This window comes from Ulvibacterium sp. (genome assembly GCF_965248315.1).
In the GTDB taxonomy this organism is placed as follows: Bacteria; Bacteroidota; Bacteroidia; order Flavobacteriales; family Flavobacteriaceae; genus Ulvibacterium.
Genome location: NZ_CBDFIX010000002.1, coordinates 517,874 through 543,980, shown reverse-complemented (window position 1 = coordinate 543,980; position 26,107 = coordinate 517,874). Strand labels below are relative to the sequence as shown.

Annotated in this window: 25 protein-coding genes; 10 read left to right on the top strand and 15 right to left on the bottom strand. The window is 40.6% G+C overall.

Translation table 11 applies throughout. The annotated features are described in order from the left end of the window. Positions 1-100: 100 nt before the first annotated feature. Positions 101-1,765 carry a glycerol-3-phosphate dehydrogenase/oxidase gene (locus ACP2AF_RS03925; RefSeq protein WP_425234939.1) on the top strand — a complete coding sequence of 555 codons (1,665 nt, stop codon included), beginning with the start codon at positions 101-103 and terminating at the stop codon, positions 1,763-1,765. Here the strand turns inward: ACP2AF_RS03925 and ACP2AF_RS03920 are convergent. Continuing rightward, the gene (locus ACP2AF_RS03920; RefSeq protein ID WP_425234938.1) at positions 1,762-3,087 is read right to left on the bottom strand and encodes a serine aminopeptidase domain-containing protein; all 1,326 of its coding nucleotides are present in this window, start codon (positions 3,085-3,087) and stop codon (positions 1,762-1,764) included. The two genes, ACP2AF_RS03925 and ACP2AF_RS03920, sit on opposite strands and share 4 nt — an antisense overlap. A 125-nt stretch (positions 3,088-3,212) precedes the next feature. On the opposite strand from ACP2AF_RS03920, the gene ACP2AF_RS03915 reads away from it, so the two are divergent. Beyond that, a complete protein-coding gene (locus ACP2AF_RS03915) occupies positions 3,213-3,965 on the top strand; it encodes a LytR/AlgR family response regulator transcription factor (RefSeq protein WP_425234937.1) in 753 nt (250 codons plus the stop codon). A gap of 14 nt (positions 3,966-3,979) precedes the next feature. On the opposite strand, the gene ACP2AF_RS03910 is transcribed toward ACP2AF_RS03915, so the two are convergent. Beyond that, positions 3,980-4,981: an NAD(P)H-dependent glycerol-3-phosphate dehydrogenase gene (locus ACP2AF_RS03910; protein WP_425234936.1), complete on the bottom strand. Its 1,002-nt coding sequence runs from the start codon at positions 4,979-4,981 to the stop codon at positions 3,980-3,982. A gap of 147 nt (positions 4,982-5,128) precedes the next feature. Between ACP2AF_RS03910 and ACP2AF_RS03905 the strand changes: the two genes are divergently transcribed. After that, positions 5,129-6,040 carry a nicotinic acid mononucleotide adenyltransferase gene (locus ACP2AF_RS03905; RefSeq protein WP_425234935.1) on the top strand — a complete coding sequence of 304 codons (912 nt, stop codon included), beginning with the start codon at positions 5,129-5,131 and terminating at the stop codon, positions 6,038-6,040. Between the two features lie 67 nt (positions 6,041-6,107). Here ACP2AF_RS03905 and ACP2AF_RS03900 read toward each other — a convergent pair whose 3' ends face one another. After that, complete coding sequence (locus ACP2AF_RS03900) at positions 6,108-6,962, bottom strand: AraC family transcriptional regulator (RefSeq protein WP_425234934.1); 855 nt, start codon at positions 6,960-6,962, stop codon at positions 6,108-6,110. A 152-nt stretch (positions 6,963-7,114) separates the two neighbouring features. Here ACP2AF_RS03900 and ACP2AF_RS03895 point away from each other — a divergent pair, with 152 nt between their 5' ends. Continuing rightward, positions 7,115-8,089, top strand: a complete 975-nt coding sequence (locus ACP2AF_RS03895; protein WP_425234933.1) for a phytanoyl-CoA dioxygenase family protein — start codon at positions 7,115-7,117, stop codon at positions 8,087-8,089. Positions 8,090-8,102: 13 nt separating this feature from the next. On the opposite strand, the gene ACP2AF_RS03890 is transcribed toward ACP2AF_RS03895, so the two are convergent. Further along, positions 8,103-8,459 carry a YciI family protein gene (locus ACP2AF_RS03890; protein WP_425234932.1) on the bottom strand — a complete coding sequence of 119 codons (357 nt, stop codon included), beginning with the start codon at positions 8,457-8,459 and terminating at the stop codon, positions 8,103-8,105. A 158-nt stretch (positions 8,460-8,617) separates the two neighbouring features. Here ACP2AF_RS03890 and ACP2AF_RS03885 point away from each other — a divergent pair, with 158 nt between their 5' ends. After that, entirely contained in the window at positions 8,618-10,150 is a 1,533-nt protein-coding gene (locus ACP2AF_RS03885) for a SulP family inorganic anion transporter (protein WP_425234931.1), read from the top strand. A 41-nt stretch (positions 10,151-10,191) separates the two neighbouring features. On the opposite strand, the gene ACP2AF_RS03880 is transcribed toward ACP2AF_RS03885, so the two are convergent. The 5 genes from ACP2AF_RS03880 to ACP2AF_RS03860 form a co-directional block, all read right to left on the bottom strand. Next, a complete protein-coding gene (locus tag ACP2AF_RS03880; protein WP_425234930.1) occupies positions 10,192-10,341 on the bottom strand; it encodes a hypothetical protein in 150 nt (49 codons plus the stop codon). A 92-nt stretch (positions 10,342-10,433) separates the two neighbouring features. Continuing rightward, entirely contained in the window at positions 10,434-10,859 is a 426-nt protein-coding gene (locus ACP2AF_RS03875) for a VOC family protein (RefSeq protein WP_425234929.1), read from the bottom strand. A gap of 48 nt (positions 10,860-10,907) precedes the next feature. Beyond that, positions 10,908-12,257 (bottom strand): amidohydrolase family protein, encoded by a 1,350-nt coding sequence (locus tag ACP2AF_RS03870; RefSeq protein WP_425234928.1) that lies wholly within the window; start codon positions 12,255-12,257, stop codon positions 10,908-10,910. Between the two features lie 103 nt (positions 12,258-12,360). Next, positions 12,361-13,146, bottom strand: coding sequence for an alpha/beta hydrolase family protein (locus tag ACP2AF_RS03865; RefSeq protein WP_425234927.1), 786 nt, complete (start codon positions 13,144-13,146; stop codon positions 12,361-12,363). An 18-nt stretch (positions 13,147-13,164) separates the two neighbouring features. Further along, positions 13,165-13,902, bottom strand: a complete 738-nt coding sequence (locus ACP2AF_RS03860) for an ATP-binding protein (protein ID WP_425234926.1) — start codon at positions 13,900-13,902, stop codon at positions 13,165-13,167. A 264-nt stretch (positions 13,903-14,166) separates the two neighbouring features. Between ACP2AF_RS03860 and ACP2AF_RS03855 the strand changes: the two genes are divergently transcribed. Then, a complete protein-coding gene (locus ACP2AF_RS03855; RefSeq protein WP_425234925.1) occupies positions 14,167-15,396 on the top strand; it encodes an endonuclease/exonuclease/phosphatase family protein in 1,230 nt (409 codons plus the stop codon). A 120-nt stretch (positions 15,397-15,516) separates the two neighbouring features. Here ACP2AF_RS03855 and ACP2AF_RS03850 read toward each other — a convergent pair whose 3' ends face one another. The 4 genes from ACP2AF_RS03850 to ACP2AF_RS03835 form a co-directional block, all read right to left on the bottom strand. Beyond that, on the bottom strand, positions 15,517-15,654 hold the full coding sequence (locus ACP2AF_RS03850; protein WP_425234924.1) for a hypothetical protein: 138 nt from the start codon (positions 15,652-15,654) through the stop codon (positions 15,517-15,519). 256 nt (positions 15,655-15,910) lie between these two features. Continuing rightward, the gene (locus tag ACP2AF_RS03845; protein ID WP_425234923.1) at positions 15,911-16,393 is read right to left on the bottom strand and encodes a c-type cytochrome; all 483 of its coding nucleotides are present in this window, start codon (positions 16,391-16,393) and stop codon (positions 15,911-15,913) included. Positions 16,394-16,468: 75 nt separating this feature from the next. Further along, the gene (locus ACP2AF_RS03840; RefSeq protein WP_425234922.1) at positions 16,469-17,431 is read right to left on the bottom strand and encodes a YheT family hydrolase; all 963 of its coding nucleotides are present in this window, start codon (positions 17,429-17,431) and stop codon (positions 16,469-16,471) included. Then, positions 17,431-18,435, bottom strand: coding sequence for a bestrophin family protein (locus ACP2AF_RS03835; protein ID WP_425234921.1), 1,005 nt, complete (start codon positions 18,433-18,435; stop codon positions 17,431-17,433). Before ACP2AF_RS03835 ends, ACP2AF_RS03840 begins: the two co-directional genes overlap by 1 nt. A gap of 134 nt (positions 18,436-18,569) precedes the next feature. Between ACP2AF_RS03835 and ACP2AF_RS03830 the strand changes: the two genes are divergently transcribed. Next, positions 18,570-18,845 carry a UBP-type zinc finger domain-containing protein gene (locus ACP2AF_RS03830; RefSeq protein ID WP_425234920.1) on the top strand — a complete coding sequence of 92 codons (276 nt, stop codon included), beginning with the start codon at positions 18,570-18,572 and terminating at the stop codon, positions 18,843-18,845. Positions 18,846-18,851: 6 nt separating this feature from the next. Next, a complete protein-coding gene (locus tag ACP2AF_RS03825) occupies positions 18,852-20,510 on the top strand; it encodes an FAD-dependent oxidoreductase (RefSeq protein WP_425234919.1) in 1,659 nt (552 codons plus the stop codon). Positions 20,511-20,513: 3 nt separating this feature from the next. Here ACP2AF_RS03825 and ACP2AF_RS03820 read toward each other — a convergent pair whose 3' ends face one another. After that, complete coding sequence (locus ACP2AF_RS03820; protein ID WP_425234918.1) at positions 20,514-21,488, bottom strand: NAD(P)H-dependent flavin oxidoreductase; 975 nt, start codon at positions 21,486-21,488, stop codon at positions 20,514-20,516. 150 nt (positions 21,489-21,638) lie between these two features. Here ACP2AF_RS03820 and ACP2AF_RS03815 point away from each other — a divergent pair, with 150 nt between their 5' ends. Continuing rightward, positions 21,639-22,727, top strand: a complete 1,089-nt coding sequence (locus tag ACP2AF_RS03815) for a Gfo/Idh/MocA family protein (RefSeq protein WP_425234917.1) — start codon at positions 21,639-21,641, stop codon at positions 22,725-22,727. Between the two features lie 998 nt (positions 22,728-23,725). Continuing rightward, positions 23,726-25,159: a nucleoside hydrolase-like domain-containing protein gene (locus ACP2AF_RS03810; RefSeq protein ID WP_425234916.1), complete on the top strand. Its 1,434-nt coding sequence runs from the start codon at positions 23,726-23,728 to the stop codon at positions 25,157-25,159. Between the two features lie 85 nt (positions 25,160-25,244). Here the strand turns inward: ACP2AF_RS03810 and ACP2AF_RS03805 are convergent, their stop codons facing one another. After that, positions 25,245-26,021: an NUDIX hydrolase gene (locus tag ACP2AF_RS03805; protein ID WP_425234915.1), complete on the bottom strand. Its 777-nt coding sequence runs from the start codon at positions 26,019-26,021 to the stop codon at positions 25,245-25,247. Between the last annotated feature and the right edge of the window lie 86 nt (positions 26,022-26,107).

Genomic DNA, 26,107 nt, shown 5'->3' with positions numbered 1-26,107 from the left:
ATTTATCTTTTGGAAAACGAAACTCTGGGATGTGATAGTACTTAAATACTTCATTTTGCTAAGAGTTTAGATCATTATAAAATATTGAAACAAGTTCAACATGAACATAAAATTCTCAAATCTAGATAGAACAAACACCGTTGGAAACCTATCCAAGGGCCAATTTGATTTAGTTGTAATTGGAGGAGGCATTACAGGAGGTGGTATTGCTTTGGATGCAGCTTCACGAGGGTTGAAGGTCGCTCTGGTGGAAAAGGGGGATTTTGCCTCGGGGACAAGTAGTAAATCCACAAAATTGATTCACGGGGGTTTGCGCTATCTGAAACAATTCGATTTTTGGCTGGTGAAGGAAGTAGGTTCGGAACGGGCCATTGTCCATAAATTAGCACCACATTTGGTACTTCCGGAAAAGATGTTGCTGCCCTTGATCGAAAATGGCTCTTATGGGAAATGGTTGACTTCCATCGGATTAAAGGTTTACGATATTTTGGCGCAGGTCTCTGGTGATGACAAGCGGAAGATGCTTGAGAAAAAGGAAGCTTTAAAATTAGAGCCCCTGTTACCCAAAAAGATACTGAATGGGGCAGGCTATTATGCCGAGTATAGAACCGATGATGCGCGCCTTACCATTGAAAATATAAAGACAAGTCTTCAATTTGGGGCAATGGCCTTAAACTATGCAGAAGTCGCGGACTTCTTATATGCCGATAATCAGGTTTCGGGGGTAAAAATTAAGGATGGTATTTCGGGAAAAGAATTCGATATCAGATCGAAATATGTAATCAATGCAGCAGGCCCTTGGGTAGATGAACTTCGTGGGATGAACAATTCCAAAAAAGGAAAACAGTTGCATTTGACCAAGGGCGTCCATCTGGTATTTCCACATGAAAAACTTCCTGTAAAACAATCCGTTTATTTTGATATTCCAGACGGACGCATGATGTTTGCCATTCCTCGGGGAAAAATAACCTATATAGGAACTACGGATACCAACTTCAACAAGGACAAGGATAACGTTCGCACGGATTTGGCCGATGCTATTTATTTGATATCGGCGGTCAACAATATGTTCCCGAGCATTAATTTGGAAATGGACGATATTATCTCCTCTTGGGCAGGCTTACGTCCTTTGATTCATGAAGAAGGTAAATCGGCCTCGGAGCTTTCAAGAAAGGATGAGATATTTACCTCGGACACCGGTCTCATCAGTATCGCCGGTGGAAAGTTGACGGGATACCGAAAAATGGCTGAACGTGCTGTTAACCGAATCGCTAAAAAACTGGAAGAGGACCACAATACCGAAGTCGAGGAGTGCTCCACGGATACTATTCCTCTATGTGGCAATGTGGGCTTTAAAAAGTTCAAGCATGTGAAAAAGTATATTTCTGAAATACATAACCGTATAAAAGAAGATGGGTTCACGGCTCACGATGCGTGGTTTTTGGTGACCAATTATGGGAAACAAACAGAGACGATTTTAGATACTTATGCCGAACTGAAGGATAAGGATAATCGGGTAAAAATGGCCAAGGCCGAGCTTCGTTTTGGTATTCAATATGAAATGGTCCAAAATCCTATGGATTTTTTCATCCGTAGGACTGGCAGGTTATATTTTGATATTGATAGTGTACGTAATCTCATGGAGCTTGTTCTAGAGGAATTTAAACTGATTTTTAAGGTGGATGATGTTCAAATCCTGGCATGGAAAGAGGAGCTTTTGCATGAGATTGAAGAGCATTCAAATTTTAGTCTAGAGCGGGTCTAAGGTTGTAAGCCTACCATTTCCTGTGCCCATTCTATGATGGCCAGAATAGTCCCTTCATCCCATTTTCCTTCTTTACCCTCAAAGGAATCCTTGGCCGTTTCATGTATGGTGTTCCAGTGATCCAATCCGGGATACTCCAACAATTCGTGATTAGAATGCCCATTTCTTTTCAAGACTTCCAATATCATTTGATTATCAAAGGCAGACATGATCCAATCATTGGTTCCTCTCAATATTCGTACGGGAACCTTAAGTTTTTCCCATTGACCGGCCAAATTGAAATCCTGTAGTTGTTGATAGTAACTCACTGGTCTCCCGTACATATGTGCCGGGCCATGGTAGTTGAGTTCGGCCAAGGCAGGATATGCGTTTACGACTTCTTGATAGGTTTTCTTATCAATGAGCATCCCATGGTATAAGGGAATGAAATAGTTGTTCATTTTTTCTACGATTTCTGCTTCCGTATTCCCTTGAAACTGTAAAATCCTACGTTCAATTTCAAGCATGTGCTCAAACCATGTCTTAAAAAAAGTCCCGTCCGAAATTACCCCGGCCAAATTGAACTCATTGGCCAACAAAGGAGCGAGTGCGCTTCCCATGCTAGAACCATAGACCACAATCTTATCGGCGTTCACGTAGGGTTTGGATTTTAAACTTTGGATGGCCGCCCGGTACCCCTCAAGATCCATAAGAAAATCGGATTGGCCACAATCTCCATCACTATCTCCAACGCCAGGTTTTTCTATGCGCATGACCACCATTTCTGATTTTTCTACCAAATCGGTAATGGTTTGTACCCAGTTTCCTTTTCTTCCGGGATAGGTTTCAATACTCGAACAACTAAGGCCACCGATTAATATTATGGCAGGTTGCTTCCCTCTTTTCTGCGGTTTGGTAATTATGGTCCTCTGTGTAATGCCATAGCTACTGGTGACCTCCTCGTAAAAAGTCTCCAGATCCTTATGTGACTCCATTTCAAGAGGATCAAAACGCACCTCTTTCTTAATTAGTGAACCGTTTCTTACCGCCTCTATTTTTATAGGCATATCTCCTCGAAGTCCATAGAAAATATTGCTCCAGATTTCTTTGTCCAAAATAGAAATCCCATTTACTCGGATTAACCGGTCTCCTGGCAAAAACCCTTCCCTTTCCAAAGGGCTATTCTTTTGAAGCGATTGTACTGTTACACCTGGCCCTCCTTCCGATGGAGTTATCTTTGCCTGCCATAGTGCCCTTCTCCCCAAATTTTGTGCACTCAACAAGCCGCCGGTAAATAGAAAAAGAATAAGGAGTAACTCCGGTTTTTTAGCATCAATTTTCATGGCAATACGATTTTAAGGTTTCTTTAAAATTAGATTGCCTAACTTTAAAATTCCTATGAATTATACGTTTCCCTGTTCTTTTTATGTGAAAAGAGGTCTACGCATGATTTTAATTTTTTAGGAAGATGAAAAGCACACACGATTTCTACCTGTTTAACTCCAGAATAGCTACACATATCCTGTTTTGGGTGGCATATTACATTCTGTTTGGATTACTTTGGGCGGGCCAGGAGGGATATATGGCATCCTTTTATTTGGAATTTGTTTTACTGCCCATCCGTATTTTGGCGGTATATGCAACCATTTACTTTTTGTTGCCTAAATTCCTTTTAAAGCGTAGGTATACCCGGTTTTTAGTGGGTTATGCGATTATTTTGTTATCTGCTGGAATGCTCCAAAGGGTATTTATTCATCTTTTCTATGAAGAACTGTTGCTCAATGACTTTAGCACGGGCCTATTTAGTTTTAGGATGTTCATACGGGCCATGGTCCTTATCAATACCACGGTTTTGTTCGTAATGGGGGTGAAGCTTTTTCAATTATGGGTAATAGAACGGGAAAGGAATGAGCAGAACAACGAAAAGATGCTTGAGCTAAAAGCCAACCGAAGAATTCATCGGGTCTCTACGGGCCACATTGTATATATAGAAGGTCTGGGCAATTATGTAACCTATCACCTTTTGGACAATTCCAAAATAACGGTCTATGGAAGTGTAAAAAATACGCTATCCACCCTTCCCAAGAACTTTAGAAGAATACATAGATCTTATATTGTAAACAAGGACCATATAAAATCCTATGACCTAAATTCGGTAGAGGTACAAAATCAGTTTATTCCCAGGGGAAGCAGTACAAATGATGACTTGCTTTTAGGTTAAAGACTACAACGAAATTAGTTCAATTTGTTGGTCAAGGCCTTAAAGGATTTTTTGGCATTTTTCCCTTCGTAAAGCACTTCATAAACAGCATCGATAATAGGGGTCTTTACCTTCTTTTTAAGTTTTGATTTAATTTCGTAGGTACTCTTGGTCGCGTAATATCCCTCCGCTACCATATTCATCTCCATCATGGCACTTTTTACGGTATAGCCCTTACCGATCATATTGCCGAACATTCGATTACGACTAAAGATAGAATAGCCTGTGACCAAAAGGTCTCCCAAATATGCTGATTCATTAATATTACGATCAATATTGTGAATACGTTTTGTAAAGCGTTTCATTTCGCGGATGGCATTGCTCATAAGGACACTCTGAAAATTATCGCCATAGCCGAGTCCATGTGCAATTCCGGCCGCAACGGCATAAATGTTCTTGAGCATGGCCGCATATTCCGTACCGATAATATCTTTGGTAATCTTGGTTTTGATATAATGGCTATTGAGATTTTTGGCTATCAGTTTCGCCTTCTTCCCATCCGCGCAAGCTATGGTCAAGTAAGAAAGTCGCTCTAGGGCTACTTCTTCCGCATGGCAGGGCCCGGTGATGACCCCTATATTCTCAAATGGGATACGGTATTTTTCATTAAAATGTTCTCCAACGATTAATCCGGTCTCGGGAACAATACCTTTTATCGCTGAAAAAATAATCTTATCCGTTATGGGAACTGTTAATTTTAGCAACTCACTTTCCAGAAAGGCAGAAGGGATGGCAAATATTAGGATATCCGCTTCAGATACGGCCGTATCAATGGTATTGGTCAATTGTAGCTTGTCTAGGTCTAATGCTACCGAGGATAGATAATTAGGGTTGTGTCCTTGGATCTTAATGTATCCGATCGCATCCGGGTTTCGCATATACCAAATAACGTTATCCAAGTTTTCGGTGAGCATTTTTATAAGGGCCGTGGCCCAACTTCCTCCACCGAGTACGGCGAATTTCAAGTCTTTATCCATGTATCTTTTTTTGGACCAAGTAGGTTTTAATGTACGGGCCAAAAATACCTAAAATAAAAGCCTTTCCCTTAAGCATTGATTATCAAATGGTTAAAAAATTTGGCACAGGGATTGTTTAGTATTAATCAAATTGTAATACCATAGGTTATGAAAGCAAAACTACTTTTTGGAATAGTGCTAATAGGAACTTTAATGAGTTCCTGTTATACGGAAGTAATCGTAGAGGATGAATTTATAGAGGATTCCGCTCTTAATACAGATTTGGTTTTACAATCGTATGACCTCTGGTATGTAGATATCAACCAAACCCGCGGCAATGGCGAAGTTCCTTTCCTGCAAAGAGCCTTTACCATTTCTTTTGAAGATGGGGTAGTATATGCCAACAATAATATTGTGGGGATAGGTAAGACGGGAAATGGCCTGGGAATAGACGTTGGGTATTATTCCACTTTGCGGGGTGCGATAGAAATAGATCATGATGTGGACGGACCGTGGCTTTTGGAAGTCTTTGCCGTAAATGGAAATGCTATTGAGTTGTACGATGGTCGTTCTAATACCTCTTATTTACTGAGGGGATACCAGCGAAACAATTTTGACTATGACCTGGTCTTTTATGACAATATCAACTACTTTATACAGGAGTATGATGCTTGGGAAAAAGTATACACCAGCGAGGAAGGAGCTATCAATGATTTTGACGATGAAAACTTTTTACAGTTTCTACCGAACTTTTTTCGGTCTTCGCTTGATGCTGTAGGAACACCAGTTTCGAATCTTCAATGGGATTTTGAAGGAGATTATCAGTTGTATGACGTAGAAAACGATGAAACGCTCAAAACTTTAACACTCGCTTACGACTTTATGGGCAATGATTACTTTGAGTTGTACGTTATCAATGATAGTACAATTGAATTGTATCACCCGGATAGCGGAACCATATATGAGTTCCGTGGAAGAGGGTACCAGCAATACTTAAAATCTGGTAAAGGCTCTGAAGCTAAAAAGAGAACCAAAACCTCCAATCCGGTTATGAAGGTAAAACGCAAAAGAAATAAATAAAGATTTTTGGTTGGTTATTTAGTTAGGAATCGCTCCAGTCCCAATGTGTGGATTTGGGGCGGTTTTTTTATGAAGACCGCGTTATGTGCCTTTGTTTAAATTCCGAGGGATTTTCTTGCGTTACCTTTTTGAAAATGCGATTAAAATAGGAAAGGCTTTCAAATCCACATTCATAGCAGGTTTCACTGATGTTTTTGCCAATTAGCAATAACCGTTTTGCCTGACTGATGCGGTATTGGTTTAAAAAATTGGTAAAAGTAGTTCCCGTAGTTTTCTTAAAATAACGACAAAAGGCCGGTTTGCTTAAATTGCAGAGAGAGGCAACCTCCTCCAACGGTATTTTATTTTGATAGCGCTCATCTATCAAGGCGTAGATTTCACGAATTCGTGCCTGTTCCTTATGGCTGTACCTATTAACAAAAGGTTTGCTATGGAGCAATTCAAACTCCTTACTTCCTGCTAGGAACCTAAGAATGGAAAGGATTTCCATAAAAAACTCGAAAGAATCCAACAAATGAAGTCTCTTCATCCGTTTACCAGCTTCCGCTTTAGTGGCACCGGTAAAGGCCAGCCCATACTTTGAAAGCTCCATAAGACGGTCCAAGGATTGCAGCTCGGGCATTTGGGCTGTTATGGACTTTTTGAACGAAGGTTTTATGTGCAACACTTCTTTTCTGTAGGAAGTAGTAACCCCATGATCAAAATTAAGATGGGGAATATTGGACCCGATCAATACCAGATCGTTATTCGTAAACTGTGAAATGTGGTCACCTACATGTCGGGTTGCACTGGCCCCTTCTATATAGACCAACTCAAACTCCGGATGAAAATGCCAGTAGAAAAGATGGTTCAACTTGGGATCGTGCAACAGTCGAAATGGACTTTTGGAATCTGAACGAATGTCTTCCAGCTGGATTTTCATCCTTAAATATAACAAAATTGCCCTGTTTAAGTGATTTTGGCAATTAAAAAATCAATATAGTTCAAATAATGGTCAATATGAAGGTGGATTTTTGAAATGAACCGAAGTAGTTTTACCCTATCAATTAAGTTACATAACTAAACATATATATCATGCAACAGACAAAAACAAAGATGGAAATGGCCAATAAGGCCCATGAAGAAATTCCAGGAAATCCATCCACGGCCACAAGCAGTAAAATCAAACTAAGCGACAGATCCAATGGAAAACCTTTACGCGTTTTAAGTGAAGAGGATTGGCAATTTTGGATACACAACGGTTATATCGTTATAAAAAATGCGATTCCCGAGGAGCAGGCAAAAGCTACGGCAGACTTTATATGGGAGTTTGATGAAAAAGATTCAAATAATCCGGAAACTTGGTATGCCCCTGCTAGGGTCGAAATGCAAATGAAGGAATTAACCGGTACGGGAATGGTTGAGGTCTATAATAATCAACATTTATGGAACAACCGTCAGGCTCAACGCGTCTATGATGCCTTTGTAGATGTTTGGGGTACGGAAAGACTTTGGGTGACCATAGATCGGGCCAATCTCAATTTTCCTTTGCCGCCCGGAGTGGATAAAAAGGGTTTCATCCATTGGGATTACGACCCGGAAACCAGACCACAGAATGTACAGGGCGTATTGGCCCTGGCCGATCAAACGGACGAAAACATGGGAGGATTTCAATGTATCCCCTGGCTCTATAGAAATTACGATAGTTGGAAACTTACCCAACCGGAGGACCGGGATAGATTCCAACCCGATATTTCGGATTTGGAGGACAAAATTGTAAAGGTAAAGATGGAAGCAGGCGACCTATTAATCTTCAATAGTACAGAACCTCATGGCATACGACCCAATAAATCCAAGGACAAAGTACGTATTGCCCAATACATTTCCATGATGCCCGCAGAGGAAGACAATACGGCACTACGGGAATGGCGTATCAATTCGTGGAAAAATAGGGTGGCCCCCGAAGGTTATGCATTTCCGGGTGATCCAAGAAATTGGGAACAGACCAAATACGAAACCGCTAAATTATCGCCACTCGGGGAGCGATTGTTAGGGCTTAAAAATTGGTAATCCTTATTTTGGATTACTCCAAACTACCTCTGTAAAAAGGTTGAAAGGGATGGATTTCAACACGAAATAAATTATTCTGCACAGCAATATCCTCCAAGAGCAAACTTTTGGCTTCGGCCAAATTTTTGCTTTTTAGGATAAGCATCCCGGTATCACTATACCTCGCCCCAATAACGATAATACTGTCCGACCTTAATTTGGAGAGATGCGCCGAGTGTTCCTTAAAATGGGTCTGTTCTCCAGGGGATTTACTGGAATCCCAACTATCCCCCAGAGTATACAGTGCAACAAAGTAATTGTCTTCGTTCTCCTGTGAATAGTTTAAAAATGGAAAGACCAATAAGGATAGAAAGATAAGAGCCTTTTTCATTATCGTTGATATTTTCAGAAGCGGATTATTGTATTCCCAATATTGGGAGTAATCTTAAAATAGTTCTTTAAAAATAAATCAAAACTTCAATATAAAAATGTAAAACCTGCGGAGGAAGTATAATTAACCTTATTTTTGCGGCCTTAAATTCATAAGGTTTGAAGAAATATCTAAATCTTTTTGATTTTTCACAGGAGGTAAATTACAAAACGGAAATCCTTTCGGGTCTTACCGTAGCCTTGGCTTTGGTACCAGAGGCCATTGCCTTTGCCCTTATCGCTGGCTTGTCCCCATTAACAGGATTGTATGCTGCGTTTGTCATGGGATTGGTCACATCAATTCTGGGAGGTCGTCCTGGAATGATTTCCGGGGCTACTGGGGCCGTAGCTGTTGTTATCGTTTCCTTGGCCAAGGATTTTGGGGTAGAATACGTCTTTGCCACAGTCATATTGGCCGGTCTTCTTCAAATGGCAGCAGGATTCCTTCGATTAGGTAAATTGATGCGTTTGGTACCTCATCCTGTTATTTTTGGTTTCGTAAACGGTTTGGCCATCATCATCTTCATGTCTCAATTGGTACAATTCCAGGATACGGAGGGCCACTGGCTTACAGGTACCCCGCTATATATTTTGTTGGGATTGGTATTGCTAACAATGTTTATTATTTGGGGACTTCCAAGGCTAAGCAAGGTGATGCCATCCTCATTAGTGGCTATTCTCACCATTTTTGGTATCGTAGTCTTTTTTGATATTGATACTAGGACCATTGGGGATATTGCTTCCATAAAAGGTGGGTTTCCCCCTTTTCATATACCGGAAATTCCATTTTCATTTGAGACGTTACAAATTATTTTTCCCTACGCTGCGGTAGTAGCCGGAGTAGGCCTGATAGAAAGCCTGTTAACCTTAAATATCGTTGACGAGATTACGGAAACTAGAGGCCGCGGTAATAAAGAGGCCGTTGCACAGGGTACCGCCAATATTCTTTCCGGGTTCTTTTCCGGAATGGGCGGGTGTGCTATGATCGGACAAAGTTTGATCAACACCTCCAACGGGGCCAGGGCAAGACTTTCGGGGATTGTGGCCGCAGTAATGCTTTTGGTGTTCATTATGTTCGGCGCCCGACTCATTGAACGTGTTCCCATGGCCGCTTTAACAGGACTTATGATTATGGTTGCCTTGGGCACTTTTGAATGGGCTAGCTTACGCACTTTCCGGCGGATGCCAAAATCGGATGTTCTAGTGATGGTACTGGTCACCTTGGTTACCGTTTTCCTCCATAATCTGGCGTTGGCAGTGTTGGTCGGGGTTATTATTTCGGCCTTGGTCTTTGCTTGGGACAATGCCAAACGCATTCGTGCGCGAAAATATACTGATGATGAGGGAGTAAAACACTATGAAATTTATGGCCCTCTATTTTTTGGTTCCACTACCTTGTTTGCATCAAAATTTGATGTACTCAATGATCCCAACGAAGTGATTATTGACTTTAGGGAAAGCCGGGTGGTGGATATGTCCGCTATTGAAGCTTTAAACAAGATTACGGAACGGTATCAAAAAGTCGGTAAAAAAGTTCACTTGCGGCATTTAAGCAGGGATTGTATCCGCTTGTTGCAAAATGCGGATGATATTATAGAAGTGAATGTTTTAGAAGATCCAACCTATAAAGTGGTGGTGGATAAAATTCAATAAAAGAATTGATGGAAAGAGTGTTGGAGGAAACCTAGGAACGATTACCCCCTCTTTTTTGTCGTGTTGCTTGCCTTGCGCGATATGCCATAACCACCGGCCCATCCTACCCAGTTTTTCAATGAAATTTGTTTTTGGAAGGACTTGAACTCTAGGTCGGTCCCATTATCTAAATTAATCGTCAAGTCTTTCATAATGCATCGTTTTGAAACGGTTCATTTATCCTAAGACGATTTAATTTGATGAAACAGGACAAAATTTTTCAAAAAACTCTGGAATTTGACGGTTAATCCGTATCGGGGAGTTTGGAATAAAAAGCATCTTCATCAACCACCAAGGTAGTGAGCTCTACGGTGTGCCCATCAGGGTCTTTGGTATAGATGGAGTAAAAATAATGATGGTCTTGAAATTCGTACTTTAGATTCAATGCATCATATTTCTTTTTTGCCTTTTCAAAATTGTCCCGGGTTACATTAAAGGCAAAATGATCTATTTTAACATTTTTTGAATTCGCATCAAGTACGCTATGTTGTTCGTTGGCCGGGAACAAAGCGATACCGGATTTGCCTGCTAGCATGAAGATTGGGAAAGACCCCCACTCCGGAAGCTTGTACCGTTTTAACCCAAGTACTTTTTCGTACCAATCCGCAGCGGCATTAATATCCTTGACCCGAATAGCCACATGATCTAAAAAATCAATCTTAAAATCCATTTTAGGGATGAATTAGTTTTGTCAATTAGACGATTTGGGATCGCAAATTTAATCTACAATTCTTTGTTGAACCACACCATTTTTTATCACGGTATGTATTTCCAAGCTATTTTTTATAGCATCCAAGGGGTTCTTATTCAACAGGACCATATTTGCAATTTTACCTGTTTCAATAGAACCAAGGCTATCAGCGGCCCTCATCATAGTTGCGGCATTCAGGGTTCCCATTTTAATAATATCCACCGGATCCATACCCCCCATTTCAAGAAGTTGCATTTCTTCATGTAAACTGTATCCCGGTAGAATAAAGGCATTTCCCGTGTCCGTGCCCAGTACCATGTTCACACCATTCTTATAAAGCTCTTGGATATCTTCAACTTGAAACGTAATAACCTCGCTGAGTTCAATATTTTCAGTTTTTAGATAATCGCTCATAAAGTCAACATAATCCTTAGCACGAAATATAAAGCCAGGATTTTCCATACCCATTAAATAACCCTTATCATAGACCTCCTGTATTTTTTGTTCCTCGATCCATTCAGGATGTAGGGGATACAAAAAACTTTTGTCCAGCATTAAAGTAGTCACCCAAGAAATACTATCGCGGTATATTTTGTTTACGAGCGCATCATCTCTTTGAAAATCGAGATCTACCCCCGTAAAATGGACAATATTTCGAATATTGGCATCGATAGCCATTTGCAGCTCAACATTGTCGCTAACATGTACAAATACCTCCAACCCATTTTTGTCCGCTTCCTTTTGTACTTTATTGATGAACTCCTGTGGCATCCGTTCTACTAGGGGAGGGTGAGGCCCGTCTTCTATGGTGAGTTTAATCCCCTGAATAGGTTGTTGTGCGACTTCTTTCACCAATTGTTCAATTTGTAGCGTGTCCCGAAGAAAGAAAACCGTCTTCCCTTCTCGCCACAGACTGGACCCATAGGTTTTTACGGGATGTCTCCCCTCCATTGTAAAATGTTGACTGGTATGAAAAACCTTGGGAGCAGGCAAGGTATCCTGATTTCCCATATCTCGCATTTCCTTGTAATAACTATTGGTGCATATACCACCCCCAGTTATGAATATGGAGGTCACCCCAAAATGGATGAACTTGGGAAAATCCTTTTCATAGGATCCCGTATGTACATGACAATCAAACAATCCTGGAATTAGAAATTTTCCGCTACCCTCAATTACATTGGCTTTTTGAACAAGTTCTTTTGCACCAATGGCCATGATTCTATTTCCTTTGATGCCTATGTTTACATTTTTTTGGAGGTTAGACCCTGTACCATCAATGAGATTCACATTGGAAATAACCAGATCAAATGTAGAATCCTCTTCTGGCGCACACGTTGAAAGGAAAAGCAGGATTACGATATATATATATTTCATAATTGGCCGCAACGAATGGTTAATACCTAATTCTTAGCACCTTAAATATACAATAGATTTTTCTGCCTTGGAGTGCGCTATCTTCTTGGGGATTTACCGTAGCTTATTTAATCGTATGGTTTATAATGAAGTCAACAATTGGTGTGGGGTCCTCCAAACTATGGGGATGATGGCCCACACCTTCCTTGCGGATCAATTTAATTTTTCCACCGGCCTCCTCAAAATTCTTGGCCAATACTTCCGTATTTTCGAAATGGGGCACTACCTCATCGGCATCCCCAAAAACATGCAGTACCGGCACTTGGGCCTTAGCAAGATTTACGCAGGTATGTATTGGACTCCCTTCAAAAGCCATAACTGAATTTTCATCCAAACCATGGGCCTGCAAACAAGTTTCCCAATCTTTGGGACTTCCAATTCCCGCAAATAGACCTCCGGGCCAACTTTTGATATCACAAACAGGCGCATCGGCATAAATACACGCTACTTTTTCGGTGTTTCGGGATGCCCAACTGTAAACGATTAATCCGCCCCTACTTAATCCTTCCAAAACTACTTTTTGATTTAGATCGTATTTTTTGGTAATGAAAGTATAATAATCGTTCCATAGAGTAACAGCTTCCTCATTTCCGAACAGGTCGGCGACATCAACGTAGGCAACATGAAACCCTTTTTCCAGGAGTGCCGTGTCCACCTGCGGTTCAACACCCCAAAACCTGGCCCTCCAGATCCAGAAACCATTCTCGTTTTTTGTATGCGGGAATACAATTTTTGCCTTATGTCCCTGAAATGAAAACTCTTTAATTTCATATTCTGCAAACACCTTATCCTCTGTACACGAGCTTATGCTGAGGATGAATAGCATACAGGAAAACAACGATAGTTTCATTTTCGGTAGTGCAATAGATTAGTTGTTTTGCCTTTTTTCGATCGGGAGAAGGTCAGAAAACCAGAAACCCATGGAATTGCCGACGATACCAGTATCTTGATTTTTTGGCCTTTTATATTCTCTAAAGACTTTTTCACCTAAAGTAAACTCCACAGGATTTGTAAAGATGGGTCCGTCGAAACAAAAGGTATGAAATTCACCATTTTCACCACAGGGGTCAACATTTGCCGGTAAGTCCTTTAGGAAATTTTTATCGATTTCCCTTCCGGCAAAGGAAACATCCAACAACTCGGCGTTTATGGCAATAATGATAGCCCTAAAACCTAAATCCAAAAATTCGGTTATCAGTTCCTTCGTATTTCTCTGCCATAGTGGGAAACAACATTGTATGTCATAAGGCCTTAATTTGGTTTCCCTATAAGCTCTTAGTTCCTCCAAAAAAATATCGCCAAAACCACAATGCGTATATCCTTCAGAATGTAGTTTCCCGATCACACGTTCCATAGCGGTATCGTAAACTTCCATAGTAGGTTCTTCAGGCAGCTCTATGACGGTAAGGGGAAGACCAATTTCTTTTATTTGTTCCGTCAATAGTTCCCTTCTCAGTCCGTGCATGGAAACCCGGTCGTGATGACTGTTTATAGTTGTAAGCAACCTATCTATGTGATGCTTTTTACCATTTTGAAGATGGTATAATGCCAGTGCAGCATCCTTTCCAGTGCTCCAGTTAAAATAGGTTTTTGAATTTTTTAGCACAATGTAACTCGTAAAAATAGGTCGTCTAAAATTACGGGGAACCGGTCATATAAAAAAACAGATATTTTGCAACGAAACTATTCCATCATTCTGTTTTTTTATGATGCATCCCTACGCAATACATCTAAGAACCTAAAGTTAACATTCGCCAAAAAAATAGGACAATATCTTTACGCTGGGTTCATTTGTACTTAAGACGCAGCAACTACATTTAGGAGGTAAAAGACTGTTAAAGATTTAATCCTAATCAAAATTACTTCCAACATGAAAACCCAAAAGTTATTATCTAGAACAAAGTTTCTTTTCCTTTTTTCCTTAATTCTTGTTACTTCCTGTATTAAGGATGACTTCATAGGTCACCCAGGAGGAGGGGACGATGATGATGTTAAAGTACGATTTGCCAGTTACAATGCCTCCTTGAATCGATCCAACGAAGGAGAACTGATTTCGGATTTATCCACACCGGATAACCCACAAGCCAAATTGGTAGCGGAAGTTATACAGAGACAGTACCCGGATGTTGTTGCTCTTTTGGAGTTTGATTACGATCCGAATGGCGAAGCACTTGATCTCTTTCAAAAAAACTACTTGGGGATAAGCCAAAACGGTGCGGATGCGGTTACGTACGAATTCGCCTATTCCGTATCATCCAATACAGGGGTTTTGGCCGAGGTAGATTTGGATGGTAATGGTGAGGTTTCCATTCCCGGAGACACCTATGGATTTGGATTCTTTCCTGGCCAGTTTGCGTTTGTGATACTATCCAAATACAAAATCCAGAAAGAGAATATTCGTACATTTCAACAATTCCTATGGAAAGATATGCCAGAAGCACTATTGCCCGTAAATGAGGACAATAGTCAATACTATTCCGAAGAAGCTTTGGCCGTATTTCGGTTATCTTCTAAAAATCATGTGGACATCCCTATTCAAGTTACCGAAAGTAAAGTTGTTCACGCCTTGATTGCTCACCCCACCCCACCGGTATTCGATGGGCCCGAAGATCGGAACGGTACAAGGAACCATGATGAAATACGGTTCATCAGTGATTACATCAATGACGAGAGCTACATTTATGATGATAATGGATTTACCGGAGGGTTGGCCTATGGATCGCATTTTGTGGTGATGGGGGATATGAATGCGGACACCTTTGACGGGGATGCCACAAACGACCCCATTGGGATATTTGAAAGCAATTCCAGAATAAACCAGAGTGTATTAACAGGAAATAGGGTGCCTTCTAGCGAAGGAGGTACCGAGGCCAGTATTGTACAAGGGGAAATAAATGACACCCATATTGGGGACCCTGCCTATGATACCGGGGATTTTGGCGACACCAATCCTGGGAACTTGCGCGTGGACTATGTTCTCCCATCCGCAAACTTGAAAGTTGTAGATTCCGGCGTGTTTTGGCCCACCGAGGCAGATGAGCAGAATGAGTTGAATGCTGCTTCCGATCATAAATTGGTTTGGGTGGATTTGGAACTTTAATCTGTAGTTTGCCAAGGTCTAAAAAATAGAAAAGCCTGATACTAAATTGCATCAGGCTTTTTATTTTAAACTACACGTCAATTTCCAGGGAAGGCGGTATTTACGATGTTCTCGAATAGTTTAGGTTTTTTCGATTTTGGAACTGCCATAACCACCGGACCATCCCAACCAATACTTTAGCGTAATATCCTTACGCATACCATGACTTTTTTTCTCGGCGGGTTTTTTCTTTTCAAAAACTGATACGTCCTCTTTCATAATGAACTGCTTTAATTGGTCCGTCAATTATAAAGACGTCCGCAGTCTGGATAAGATGATAAAATTTTGTTAAAAAAAGACTTAGGTTTCTTAAAACTGTTTTATGAAAAGTGCTGGTTCTCTACGCCTGAGCCAGGTACATTATGATTTTCACCTTGCGATTTCCTTGCTTTATCCTGTCTATACGGTTACACAAAAAATGCCGCTATCCCAAGATTACTTAGAGATAACGGCAAAATTAAATTTTGGAAACGCGCTATAATGTCCTTAAATACTCGGCTACGGCGCGAGTCTCGTCTTCGGTCAGATTTTGGTTTAGCATTATGGCATTGTTGTATTCCTTAAGAAGTGCCTTGGCAATGGGATCTTCTTTGAGCATCACATCCGGATTAATGATCATATTCATGACCCATGCAGGACTTCGTCTTTCGTACACCCCTTTAAGCGCAGGGCCGATCATGCGTTGTTCGGCCATATGGCAGGCCACACAAATGGAGCTATACTTGGCTTCTCCGGCGCTCGCCAATTCTGCATCTACCTCATCGGGGAAAGAAATATCCTTAAAGGGACCTACACCATCATTGTCCATATCCACAGGAACACCCTCGGATGTATCCGCGGCTTTTTCCTCCGTTTTGGAGCGTTTCATTTCAAAACCTCCGCTCTCTTCTTTTTTTTCCTTTCCTCCACAACCGACAATAAGGCCTCCTAAGGCCAAAAACATGAGTACTTTTTTCATTTATACCAAATTTTATTGCCGAATCCTTATCGGCATCTGTTACTTTAGGGCTACTAATATATAAAATAGCAAGGCTTAAATGACCTCTTCAACAAATTTTATTGCTCTTGTTTCATTATGATAAATATTGGTGCTTTTATAAAAACCAACATGGCCACCATATTTTGGAACCTCCAAATAGAGTTTGGGATTGTCTTTGGCTTCTTTAAACGGGAAGCACTCCGGTCCTAAAAAGGAGTCGTTTTGGGCATTGATGACCAATGCCGGAATTTTGATATTTGGAAGAAATTGAAGGCAACTACATTTTTGATAGTAATCCAAGGCGTTGGTAAATCCATGCGCCCTACTGGTGTAAATATCATCAAAATCCTTCAGTGTTTTTATTTTTTTGATATCCTCCTTAGAAATCTTTTTAGGAAAAAGGGGAAGCTTTAGTTTCAACTTATCCGTTAAATGTCTTCTAAAACGTTCGGCATAGAGGTAGTTCTTTGGTTTCAGTAATTCTTTAAGGGAGCTATGCAGGTCACAGGGGACGGAAATACCGATTACTCCTTTGATTTCTTCAGGAATTTCATTTCTCTCGCCCACATATTTCAAGGCCAAATTGCCACCAAGACTTATACCTTTAATATATATTTCGGAATACTTTCTCGTATGGAGAATGTGGTGTATTACGGCATCTAGATCTTCGGTAGACCCGGAATGATAAGATCGATACATCCTATTGGTGTCCCCGCTACAACCTCGAAAATTTACCGCACAGGCGTCATAACCTTTCTGATTAAAATACTTGGCACTTCCCGTTATATAGGGCCGTTGGCCATGGCCTTCCAGACCATGTAAGAGAATGGCAACTCCACTCGAGGGGTTGTGGCAATAGCTCCAATCCAAATCCAAAAAATCCCCGTCGGGCAATTCCAATCGTTCACGTTCTTGGACCAATCCGTTTACCCTGCGTACCAATCCCGAATAAATGGTAGAGAAATGCCCGTTTCTAAATACAAAGGGCGGGCTATAGTTGGACGATACAAAAGGCATTAATAGAGAATGTTATCCTTGGGCTGTACTTTTTTAGGTAAATCCTTTTCATCCAACATGTCACGTAGATCAATTTCAATAGTCCGGCAAAGTGCTGTCATGGGCACATCATTGATGCGCCCCTCAAAAGGGTCTTCACTATTGCTGCCTATCTTTTCCATGGTGGTAAATATCCAAGAGATTAAAACAGAGAACGGAATCATAAACCCAAGAAAAAGCTGTTGTTGCAAATCTGTGCGTATTTCCTTGATTTCACCTTCAAAAATAGAAAGCAATCCAAAAGGAAGCAACAGCACAAAAATCCAAGTAAATAGGGTGCTGAAATAGGCATACTGTCTTGGAAAGGGGGTGTTCTTTATACGTTCGCACCTTCCCTGTAAGTTATACAATTCTTCCAAGGTATTATGGAAAATCAGTTTGTCGAACTCTGTAATTTTCCTTTCCTTTAGCAGTTGTTTTAAGTGAAGTCCCTGATTTTTTATGAGGTGCGTGGCCACGTTTTTCCGATTTTCCAATTTCTCATCTTCCTCCGGACTTAAAAAATTATCCAAAACCGAACAAACAGGATTTCGCTCCCCATGTCGTTTAAACAGTTTTTCAACCGACTTATTTTCTTTAATGGAAAAACTTGTGGGTTGCCGTAATTGGGTACGTAGAGCATTGATCCAGGCGATATGTCTATAGATAAGAATACGTTTGGTCTCATGGTCGTCCTCAACAAAACTCAATACATTATTCGCCCACGTACGCGAATAGTTGACGATACCGCCCCAAATCTTCCGGGCTTCCCAAAAACGATCATAGCTTTGGCTGTTCTTAAAACCGATATAGAAGGCTACGGCAACGCCGATCACGGTCAAAGGTTGAAAGGGGATATCCAAATGCTTCCATCCTAAATAATAATAGGCAGAAAAAATGATAGCCGCCCATAAGGTGAAGAAAATCAGATTTTTCCAGGCATACCTCAGAATTATGCTCCAGCTAATATTTCGTTTGATATACATTTTGGTCTAGATTAAGGAGTGAAAGTAAACTTCCTGCACAGGTCCAGGATAAAGTATTGGCTAAAAATACTTAAAACTTTCATAATTGATGTTCCCATAAAAATGGATTGTAAAGTTTATTGTAATTTTAAGTTATGGCTTTGCGATTAAAAAAATGTGAACACATACAGGCAATTGAAACAGTAAGGAAATCCCGTGATTATGCGTGCGAGGAATGTAGTAAGACAGGTGATTCCTGGGTACATTTGCGTACGTGTCAAAGCTGTGGGATTACCTTGTGCTGCGATAGTTCGCCAAATAAACATGCAAGTAAGCATGCGGCCTTGCATGAACACCCGGTTATCATTTCTGCAGAGCCTAACGAAAAATGGATGTGGTGTTATGTCCACGAACAAATTGCTAGATATTAAAGACCTATGAACGACCCTCGTTTTCCAGAATTGACCCAACGTCAAATCAATATTTTAAAAGAATACGGTACCATTGAATCCTATGACAAGGACACACGTGTGTTCTCCTTGGGCGATTTGCAATATGACTTTTTTGCGGTTTTGGATGGAACGGTTTCCATTGAAGATCCCTATAATGATAATTACGTCATCGTTGCCCATGGTAAAAATGAGTTTTCTGGTGATAGCGGAATGCTCTCTAACAGGGCGGCACAGTTTCATGCCATTGCAAAATCCGGGACAACCCTATTACGTGTTAAACCTCAACGCCTTAAGGAGGCCATTGCCAAGCATAGTGATATAAGTGATGTACTGCTCAATGCTTTTTTGGAAAGGCAGAATACGGTACTCAGCGAATTTACCGGCGGTATGAAACTGGTGGGGTCGGGTAATTCCAAACATACCTATGCCCTGCGTGATTTTATGGAAAAAAACCATATCTGGCATAACTTCTTGGACGTGGATGTGTCCGAAGAAGCAAGGGAATTGCTGCAAAACTTTAATCTCTCCGAAAAAGACCTTCCTTTGTTTATTGCGAGTGATGGTGCCATTTGTCAAAAGACATCCTTAGATCAGCTGGCCCGCTATGCCGGGGTTCTCATGGATTTTGAGGATAAGGTTTTTGATTTGCTGGTAATCGGAGCGGGACCTGCCGGGTTGGCGGCAAGCGTATATGCTGCCTCAGAAGGGCTTAGTGTTGTTACCATAGACAGTAATGCTCCCGGTGGACAAGCGGGGAAAAGCTCCAAAATAGAAAACTATCTTGGGTTTCCAACAGGTATTTCAGGAAATGATCTGGCCAATAAAGCCTATGTTCAGGCTCAGAAATTTGGCTGTAATATCTCTATTCCACATAAAGCGGAAAGGATTGAGCATACCGGGGAACATTTTATACTCTATGCCACTAATGGCAAAGCCATAAAAACAAAAGCCATTATGGCTGCTACTGGAGCCAATTATACGCAACTACCTATTGAAAATATTGAAAAGTACGAAGGCAGTGGTGTTTATTATTCCGCAACAGGGATGAATATTTCCGCTTGTAAGGATGAATTGGTAGGCGTTGTCGGAGGCGGTAATTCAGCAGGCCAGGCGGCACTTTTTTTGGCCGAACATGCCAAGGAAGTACATGTAATCTTGAGGGGAGGCGATTTGGGGGCAAAGATGAGCGACTACCTGGTTCAACGGATAGAAGCGGCCCCGAATATTCATGTGCAATTGAATACCCAGGTCAAGGAACTCCATGGGGAGCACTATCTGGAATCCCTGGTTTTGGAAACGAAGGATGGGCAAAGAACAAAAAAGAACATCACCAATCTTTTTACGTTCATTGGCGCCAAACCTTGCACGGATTGGCTAAAAGGACTTGTAGCTACCGATGAAAGAGGATTTATCTGCACCGGTCCCGGAATTGCAGAAAAGGATTTATACCGATGTGATATTTTCAGAAAGCGAAAACCACAGTCCTTGGAAACCAGTATTCCCGGTTTCTTTGCTGTTGGGGATGTACGAAAGGGTTCTGTAAAACGGGTAGCTTCGGCAGTAGGAGAAGGCTCCATGGCAGTAAGCCAAGTACATCAGTTTTTGGTAGAATCCAATAATGCGAGGGAGTCCGTTGAGGCGTAGTATTTATTTAGGATAGGTTTCCAAAACTTTAGCTTGTTCCTCAATCGCCGATTTAAATTCCGATTTTAAGGTATTTACCAATTCCGATACTGGAGGTGAGTTGTTTACGGTGGCAGCACCTTGTCCGGCGGACCATATGGTTTTCCAGGCCTTTGCCTCTGTATCCAATTCCTTTCCAAAATCTATTTTAGTATCCTTTTTTAAATCGGCATCGCTTAAACCAGCAGCCTTTAAACTAGCTCCCAAAAAATTGGCGTGTACTCCGGAAATGGCAGCGGTATAGACCACATCACTGGCTCCCGCTTCAATAATCATTTTTCGATATGCTTCCGGGGCCTCACTTTCTTGGGTATTAATAAACCGGGTACCCATATAGGCCAAGTCTGCCCCCATTTGTAGGGCAGAAGCAATATCTCTTCCGCTACTAATACAGCCAGAGAGAACAATAGTTCCGTGAAAAAATGCCTTTATTTCGGCCACTAGCGTCATGGGGTTTATAGTGCCCGCATGCCCCCCGGCACCTGCAGCTACCAATATGAGTCCGTCAACCCCGGCTTGTGCGGCCTTTTCCCCATGTCTTTTTTTAATGATATCATGGAATACCAATCCGCCATAACTATGTACGGCATCCACAACTTGGCTAACGGCTCCCAATGACGTAATGATCAAAGGGACCTTATGCTTCACACAGAGTTTTAGATCGGCTTCCAATCTAGGATTCGTAGGGTGTACAATAAGATTCACTCCAAAAGGAGCGGGTTTCTTGCCTGTTTCTTTTTCGAACTTTTGGAGTTCCGATTTTATTTCCAATAACCATTCCTCGAAGCCTTCGCTGGTACGTTGATTGAGTGCAGGAAAAGTGCCAACAATACCATTTTTACAACACTCAATGACCAATTTAGGCCCTGAGATTAAGAACATTGGAGCGGCTACGGCAGGAAGTGATAGGTCATGGATAAAATTGGGCTTTAATGACATAAGGCAAGAGTTTTAGCTATTGTCCTTAAAACTACGCTCAATTCGGTTCATATGCAAAGGAGGCCCAAGAAACTCATAAAGTTGTCTAAAAAGGAAAGGGTGTTCTCGTGCTTGTAACTAAATTTAGGGGACATCCAATGATTTCGTAACATGCAAAAAAGAAGGGAATTTCTAAAAAAATCAGGTCTATTTCTCGGAGGAGTCGGGATATTACCGCAATATGCCTTTACGCTAAATCACAAAAAGGAAAAATTGGGGGTATGTCTAGTAGGCCTTGGAAATTATAGCACAAGGATACTGGCCCCGGCCTTACAACTTACTGAGCATTGCCAACTCACAGGGATTGTTACCGGTAGTCCCGAGAAAGTTCCGGTTTGGCAAGAACGGTATGATATCCCTGATAAGAATGTGTACAATTATCAAAACATGGGCCGAATTGCCAATAATCCGGATATAGATGTTATCTATATTGTATTACCTACCGGACTACATGCCGAATATGCGATAAAAGCGGCCAACTCGGGAAAGCATGTGTGGTGCGAAAAACCCATGGCCAAAACGGCATCGGAATGTCAATCGATTATTGAGGCCTGTGCAAAAAATAAGGTGAAACTATCCATTGGATATCGCATGCAACATGAACCCAATACACAACGGCTTATACAATGGGCGAAAACCAAACCGTTCGGCAATATTGAAAAAGTAAAAGCTGAAGTAGGGTTCAATATCATTAATCCCCCGAATAACTGGCGAATGGATGCGGAGTTGGGAGGGGGACTACTCTATGATGTTGGGGTCTATGTGATAAATGCCATGCGTTATACCACGGGAATAGAACCAATTTCCGTAAAGGGACATCATGAGAATACTCGGCCGGAGGTCTATAAGGAGGTGCCGGAAACGAGTGTTTTTGAGATTGATTTCCCGAACGGGATCAAGGCCAATGGACAAACCACGGCATCAAGGAGTATCAATATCCTACGGGCCGATTGTGAAAAGGGTTGGTATAAACTACAACCCTTTCAATCCTACAGAGGAGTAAAAGGTAAGGCTAGTGACGGGACACTTTTGGACACCTATATTGAAAACCAGCAAGCAAAACAGATGGACGACGATGCTCTGGCCATTTTAAACAACACCGACGTACTGGTGCCCGGGGAGGATGGTATGAAGGATATCATTATTGTAGAGGCCATCAATGAATCGGCCAGAACCGGAAAACCTGTAAAACTGTTGTAAATGACAATTTAAAAAACAAACGCTTTACAAAATCCGCCTTTTGTGAAGTGTATTGGAAGGTCCCGTAAAAGGTAAATTAACGAAACTATTAAAAGAGACCAAGAATAGGACACTTTTGATAAAAGACTTATACTGTCAAAAAAGATTCTCATAAATTGGCGGTTTAATAGGATGGAATTTATAGAAAAACCGGATTCATAGATATTGTTCTTTTTTTGAGAAGTATTGTTCGTCGAGTTTATCTAAAATGATGACTAAGTTACTATCCGAAATAGATACTATTCGTTTTAGGCGCCGTGCTATTTTGTCCATTGTTTTACTTCTTTCTACAAGACAAAGAATTACCAACAATAAAAAATAATATAGTTTATAAAAGAAGGGGAAATTTGGTTTAATAGGTATGATTAATTGGGGTGAATTACTCCCGATTTTGGTCGGTTACCTATAACAATGAGTAAAACCATACTTACACAAACCGAGGCTGTCCTGATATGATGATAAAATGACCATTTATCAAATATCTCCAACGCTTCAGATGCCTCAAGCGTGCCTGATTGCAAGAATCTGTAACCGACAGAAGAAGTGCCTTAAACGACATATATTATTATCTTCTTCAGAGGTTGGGAGACCCATATTTTCCCCTCATCTGCTACACAAACGAATCCTAATTCTAAATAACTTTTCATGTCGATATCCTATATTATTAGGGTGTTGTCATATTTCATTTACTTATTTGTAAAGTCATTCTCAATTGTAAATCTTCAACGAAAAGTGCTAACTTACACAACTAAACATAGCTGAGACCACAAAATCGAATACCGCTCGTCCGCTGAGCGCACTGGTACGGTGGTACGCAATAGTATAAAGCGGTAGCCCGTTTACCATCACATATTTTAAAGTGATTTCACTATATTTCCATCAAAATCCAGGAACTACGTTTAGCAGAACGTTAGCTGTAACTATAAAAAAAAATCATAATTTTCCAGAAATAAATTAATATGATGAAAGTCTTTTTGTTTGTGTCCTTTTTTTTGTTGATTATTAGTTCTACTTCTGGTCAACAAGTTGATAAAAAAAGGGTGGTCGTGTTAACCGATATTGAAGCTGACCCAGATGACACACAATCATTAGTCCGCTTTTTATTATACTCAAATGAAATAGACATAGAGGGCATAATAGCTACCACCTCATGTTGGATGACCGACAGAGTCAATCCTGAATCGATTTCAAAAGTTCTAAATGCTTACGAAAAAATACACCCAAATCTATTAAAACACCATTCTGAATTTCCGCAAACAGAAAAATTATACGCGTTGGTAAAAGAAGGGTTACCTAAATATGGGATGGAAGGTGTTGGGGAAGGAATGGACTCAGAGGGGTCCGATTGGATAATTAAGATACTTGAAAAAGAAGATGAACGTCCACTTTGGATTTCAATTTGGGGAGGTAGTAATACACTTGCACAAGCATTGTATAACATTAAAAAAACCAAAAACGAAAAGGAAGCTGAACGTTTAATTTCCAAATTACGTGTCTATGCTATTTCTGACCAAGATGATAGCGGAATATGGATAAGGAATAATTTTCCACATTTGTTTTACATTGTTAGCCCAGGAGATGATTATGGCAATGCCACTTGGACGGGAATTAGCGCAAGCTATATCAAAGGAATAGATCATTCCAAGATTGGTAATAGTTGGATTGCAGAAAACATTCAGCAGAATCATGGACCGCTCGGGGCTATCTATCCTGATGTAGCCTGGTCAGTAGAAGGCGATACTCCTGCTTTCCTTTCCTTAATACCTAATGGTCTAAACAATTCTGAAAATCCTAATTGGGGAGGCTGGGGAGGTCGCTATGAATTATTTATTCCTGACTTTTCAAAAGTCAAAGAAGGCCATTCAATCGTAAAATGTGTACCCGAGACTCGCCCAATTTGGACAAATGCAATAGACAGTTATACTCCGTATGTTCCAAATGAATATGGTCGAACGATAAAACTAGATACAAATAACTTTACGGGATTTAAAACTACTTTATGGCGCTGGAGAGATGATTTTCAAAATGATTTTGCCGCTCGAATGGATTGGTGTACACATTCATTTGCCAACGCAAATCACCCACCTGCCCCAGTTTTAAATCATAAAGATATTATTCAAATTAAATCAGGAGATAGTTTCCAGTTGAACGCATCGAATTCAACAGATCCAGACGGCGATAGTCTTAGCTTTTTATGGTTTCTATATCCTGAAGCAGGTACTTTTAAAGGAGAGTTCAAACTCGGTCAACCAGAAAACTCGAACATATTAAATGTTGTGGCACCTAAAGTAAGTACGCCAGCAACGATTCATATAATACTGAAAGTTACTGATAAAGGTAGTCCCTCACTATCAAGATATAAAAGGGTGATTTTAAATATTGATCCTGAGTAAAGAATGAACACGGTTGCTATCAAAAGTCAAATTTTCAATAGCTGCTATTTGCTGCCAATGCGTTTGGCCAGAGTGTTGGCAATCATTAACCGAATCCAATCCCATCTTTAATAAGCCGATCGTATACCTTATCATTTAAAGAGTACAGATAAGGTGCTTTGTTAGATGCCCCTGTCATTAACTTTTCATGCCGATCAAGAAAGTTGAGCTTCATCATCTTTCTTTGAAAGTTCCCCCTATCCAACTCTTCACCTAATATGGCTTCATAGATTAATTGCAGATCATACATAGTGAACTTGTAAGGAAGTAATGATCTTCCTAAAGGAAGGTAATTTATTTTTTGCCGCAATTGTCTTTGGGCTTCTTCGATTATTTGTCGGTGATCAATGGCTAGATCAGGTAGCTCATTCAGTGAAACCCATTTGCATTCATCGCTGATTTCATCTGGAGTTGGATTCACTATGGAAGCATCCACTAATGCCATGAACGCGGTGGAAATAAAACGTTGCTCAAACCATTTTGTTAATTTCTGCCTGTGCTCTTGCGGCCACAAAGATCTAATTATCTCAAAATTTTGGCTATCTCTATCGATCCATCCTCTTTCCACAGAACTGAACGTATGAAACTGTTGTAAAAAAATTTTTTCCACACCAGTTCTTTGAAATAGAAGATCAATCACTGCATCTTCCATTGTAGATTTCCTAGGAAGAAATCCACCTGGCAATGCCCATGTACTGGTTTTTTTATATCTGAGAAGAAGAAGGTGTAGTCCTTTATTGTGATAGCCAAATACCACACAATCCATGGATATTGATGGTACAAAATCTTCAATTTGATCAAAAAATGATTTGTTTTTATTCATTGGTATAATGAACTAAGAATTATGTTTTGTCAATATGACAAATTAATTTAAATTTGTAATATGTCATAACGACAAAATAACTAAAA

Coding starts and splice junctions, on each gene's coding strand:
- ACP2AF_RS03925 (WP_425234939.1), top strand. CDS start 101: ATGAACATAAAATTCTCAAATCTAGATAGAACAAACACCGTTGGAAAC.
- ACP2AF_RS03920 (WP_425234938.1), bottom strand. CDS start 3,087: ATGAAAATTGATGCTAAAAAACCGGAGTTACTCCTTATTCTTTTTCTA.
- ACP2AF_RS03915 (WP_425234937.1), top strand. CDS start 3,213: ATGAAAAGCACACACGATTTCTACCTGTTTAACTCCAGAATAGCTACA.
- ACP2AF_RS03910 (WP_425234936.1), bottom strand. CDS start 4,981: ATGGATAAAGACTTGAAATTCGCCGTACTCGGTGGAGGAAGTTGGGCC.
- ACP2AF_RS03905 (WP_425234935.1), top strand. CDS start 5,129: ATGAAAGCAAAACTACTTTTTGGAATAGTGCTAATAGGAACTTTAATG.
- ACP2AF_RS03900 (WP_425234934.1), bottom strand. CDS start 6,962: ATGAAAATCCAGCTGGAAGACATTCGTTCAGATTCCAAAAGTCCATTT.
- ACP2AF_RS03895 (WP_425234933.1), top strand. CDS start 7,115: ATGCAACAGACAAAAACAAAGATGGAAATGGCCAATAAGGCCCATGAA.
- ACP2AF_RS03890 (WP_425234932.1), bottom strand. CDS start 8,459: ATGAAAAAGGCTCTTATCTTTCTATCCTTATTGGTCTTTCCATTTTTA.
- ACP2AF_RS03880 (WP_425234930.1), bottom strand. CDS start 10,341: ATGAAAGACTTGACGATTAATTTAGATAATGGGACCGACCTAGAGTTC.
- ACP2AF_RS03875 (WP_425234929.1), bottom strand. CDS start 10,859: ATGGATTTTAAGATTGATTTTTTAGATCATGTGGCTATTCGGGTCAAG.
- ACP2AF_RS03870 (WP_425234928.1), bottom strand. CDS start 12,257: ATGAAATATATATATATCGTAATCCTGCTTTTCCTTTCAACGTGTGCG.
- ACP2AF_RS03865 (WP_425234927.1), bottom strand. CDS start 13,146: ATGAAACTATCGTTGTTTTCCTGTATGCTATTCATCCTCAGCATAAGC.
- ACP2AF_RS03855 (WP_425234925.1), top strand. CDS start 14,167: ATGAAAACCCAAAAGTTATTATCTAGAACAAAGTTTCTTTTCCTTTTT.
- ACP2AF_RS03850 (WP_425234924.1), bottom strand. CDS start 15,654: ATGAAAGAGGACGTATCAGTTTTTGAAAAGAAAAAACCCGCCGAGAAA.
- ACP2AF_RS03845 (WP_425234923.1), bottom strand. CDS start 16,393: ATGAAAAAAGTACTCATGTTTTTGGCCTTAGGAGGCCTTATTGTCGGT.
- ACP2AF_RS03840 (WP_425234922.1), bottom strand. CDS start 17,431: ATGCCTTTTGTATCGTCCAACTATAGCCCGCCCTTTGTATTTAGAAAC.
- ACP2AF_RS03835 (WP_425234921.1), bottom strand. CDS start 18,435: ATGTATATCAAACGAAATATTAGCTGGAGCATAATTCTGAGGTATGCC.
- ACP2AF_RS03830 (WP_425234920.1), top strand. CDS start 18,570: ATGGCTTTGCGATTAAAAAAATGTGAACACATACAGGCAATTGAAACA.
- ACP2AF_RS03825 (WP_425234919.1), top strand. CDS start 18,852: ATGAACGACCCTCGTTTTCCAGAATTGACCCAACGTCAAATCAATATT.
- ACP2AF_RS03820 (WP_425234918.1), bottom strand. CDS start 21,488: ATGTCATTAAAGCCCAATTTTATCCATGACCTATCACTTCCTGCCGTA.
- ACP2AF_RS03815 (WP_425234917.1), top strand. CDS start 21,639: ATGCAAAAAAGAAGGGAATTTCTAAAAAAATCAGGTCTATTTCTCGGA.
- ACP2AF_RS03810 (WP_425234916.1), top strand. CDS start 23,726: ATGATGAAAGTCTTTTTGTTTGTGTCCTTTTTTTTGTTGATTATTAGT.
- ACP2AF_RS03805 (WP_425234915.1), bottom strand. CDS start 26,021: ATGAATAAAAACAAATCATTTTTTGATCAAATTGAAGATTTTGTACCA.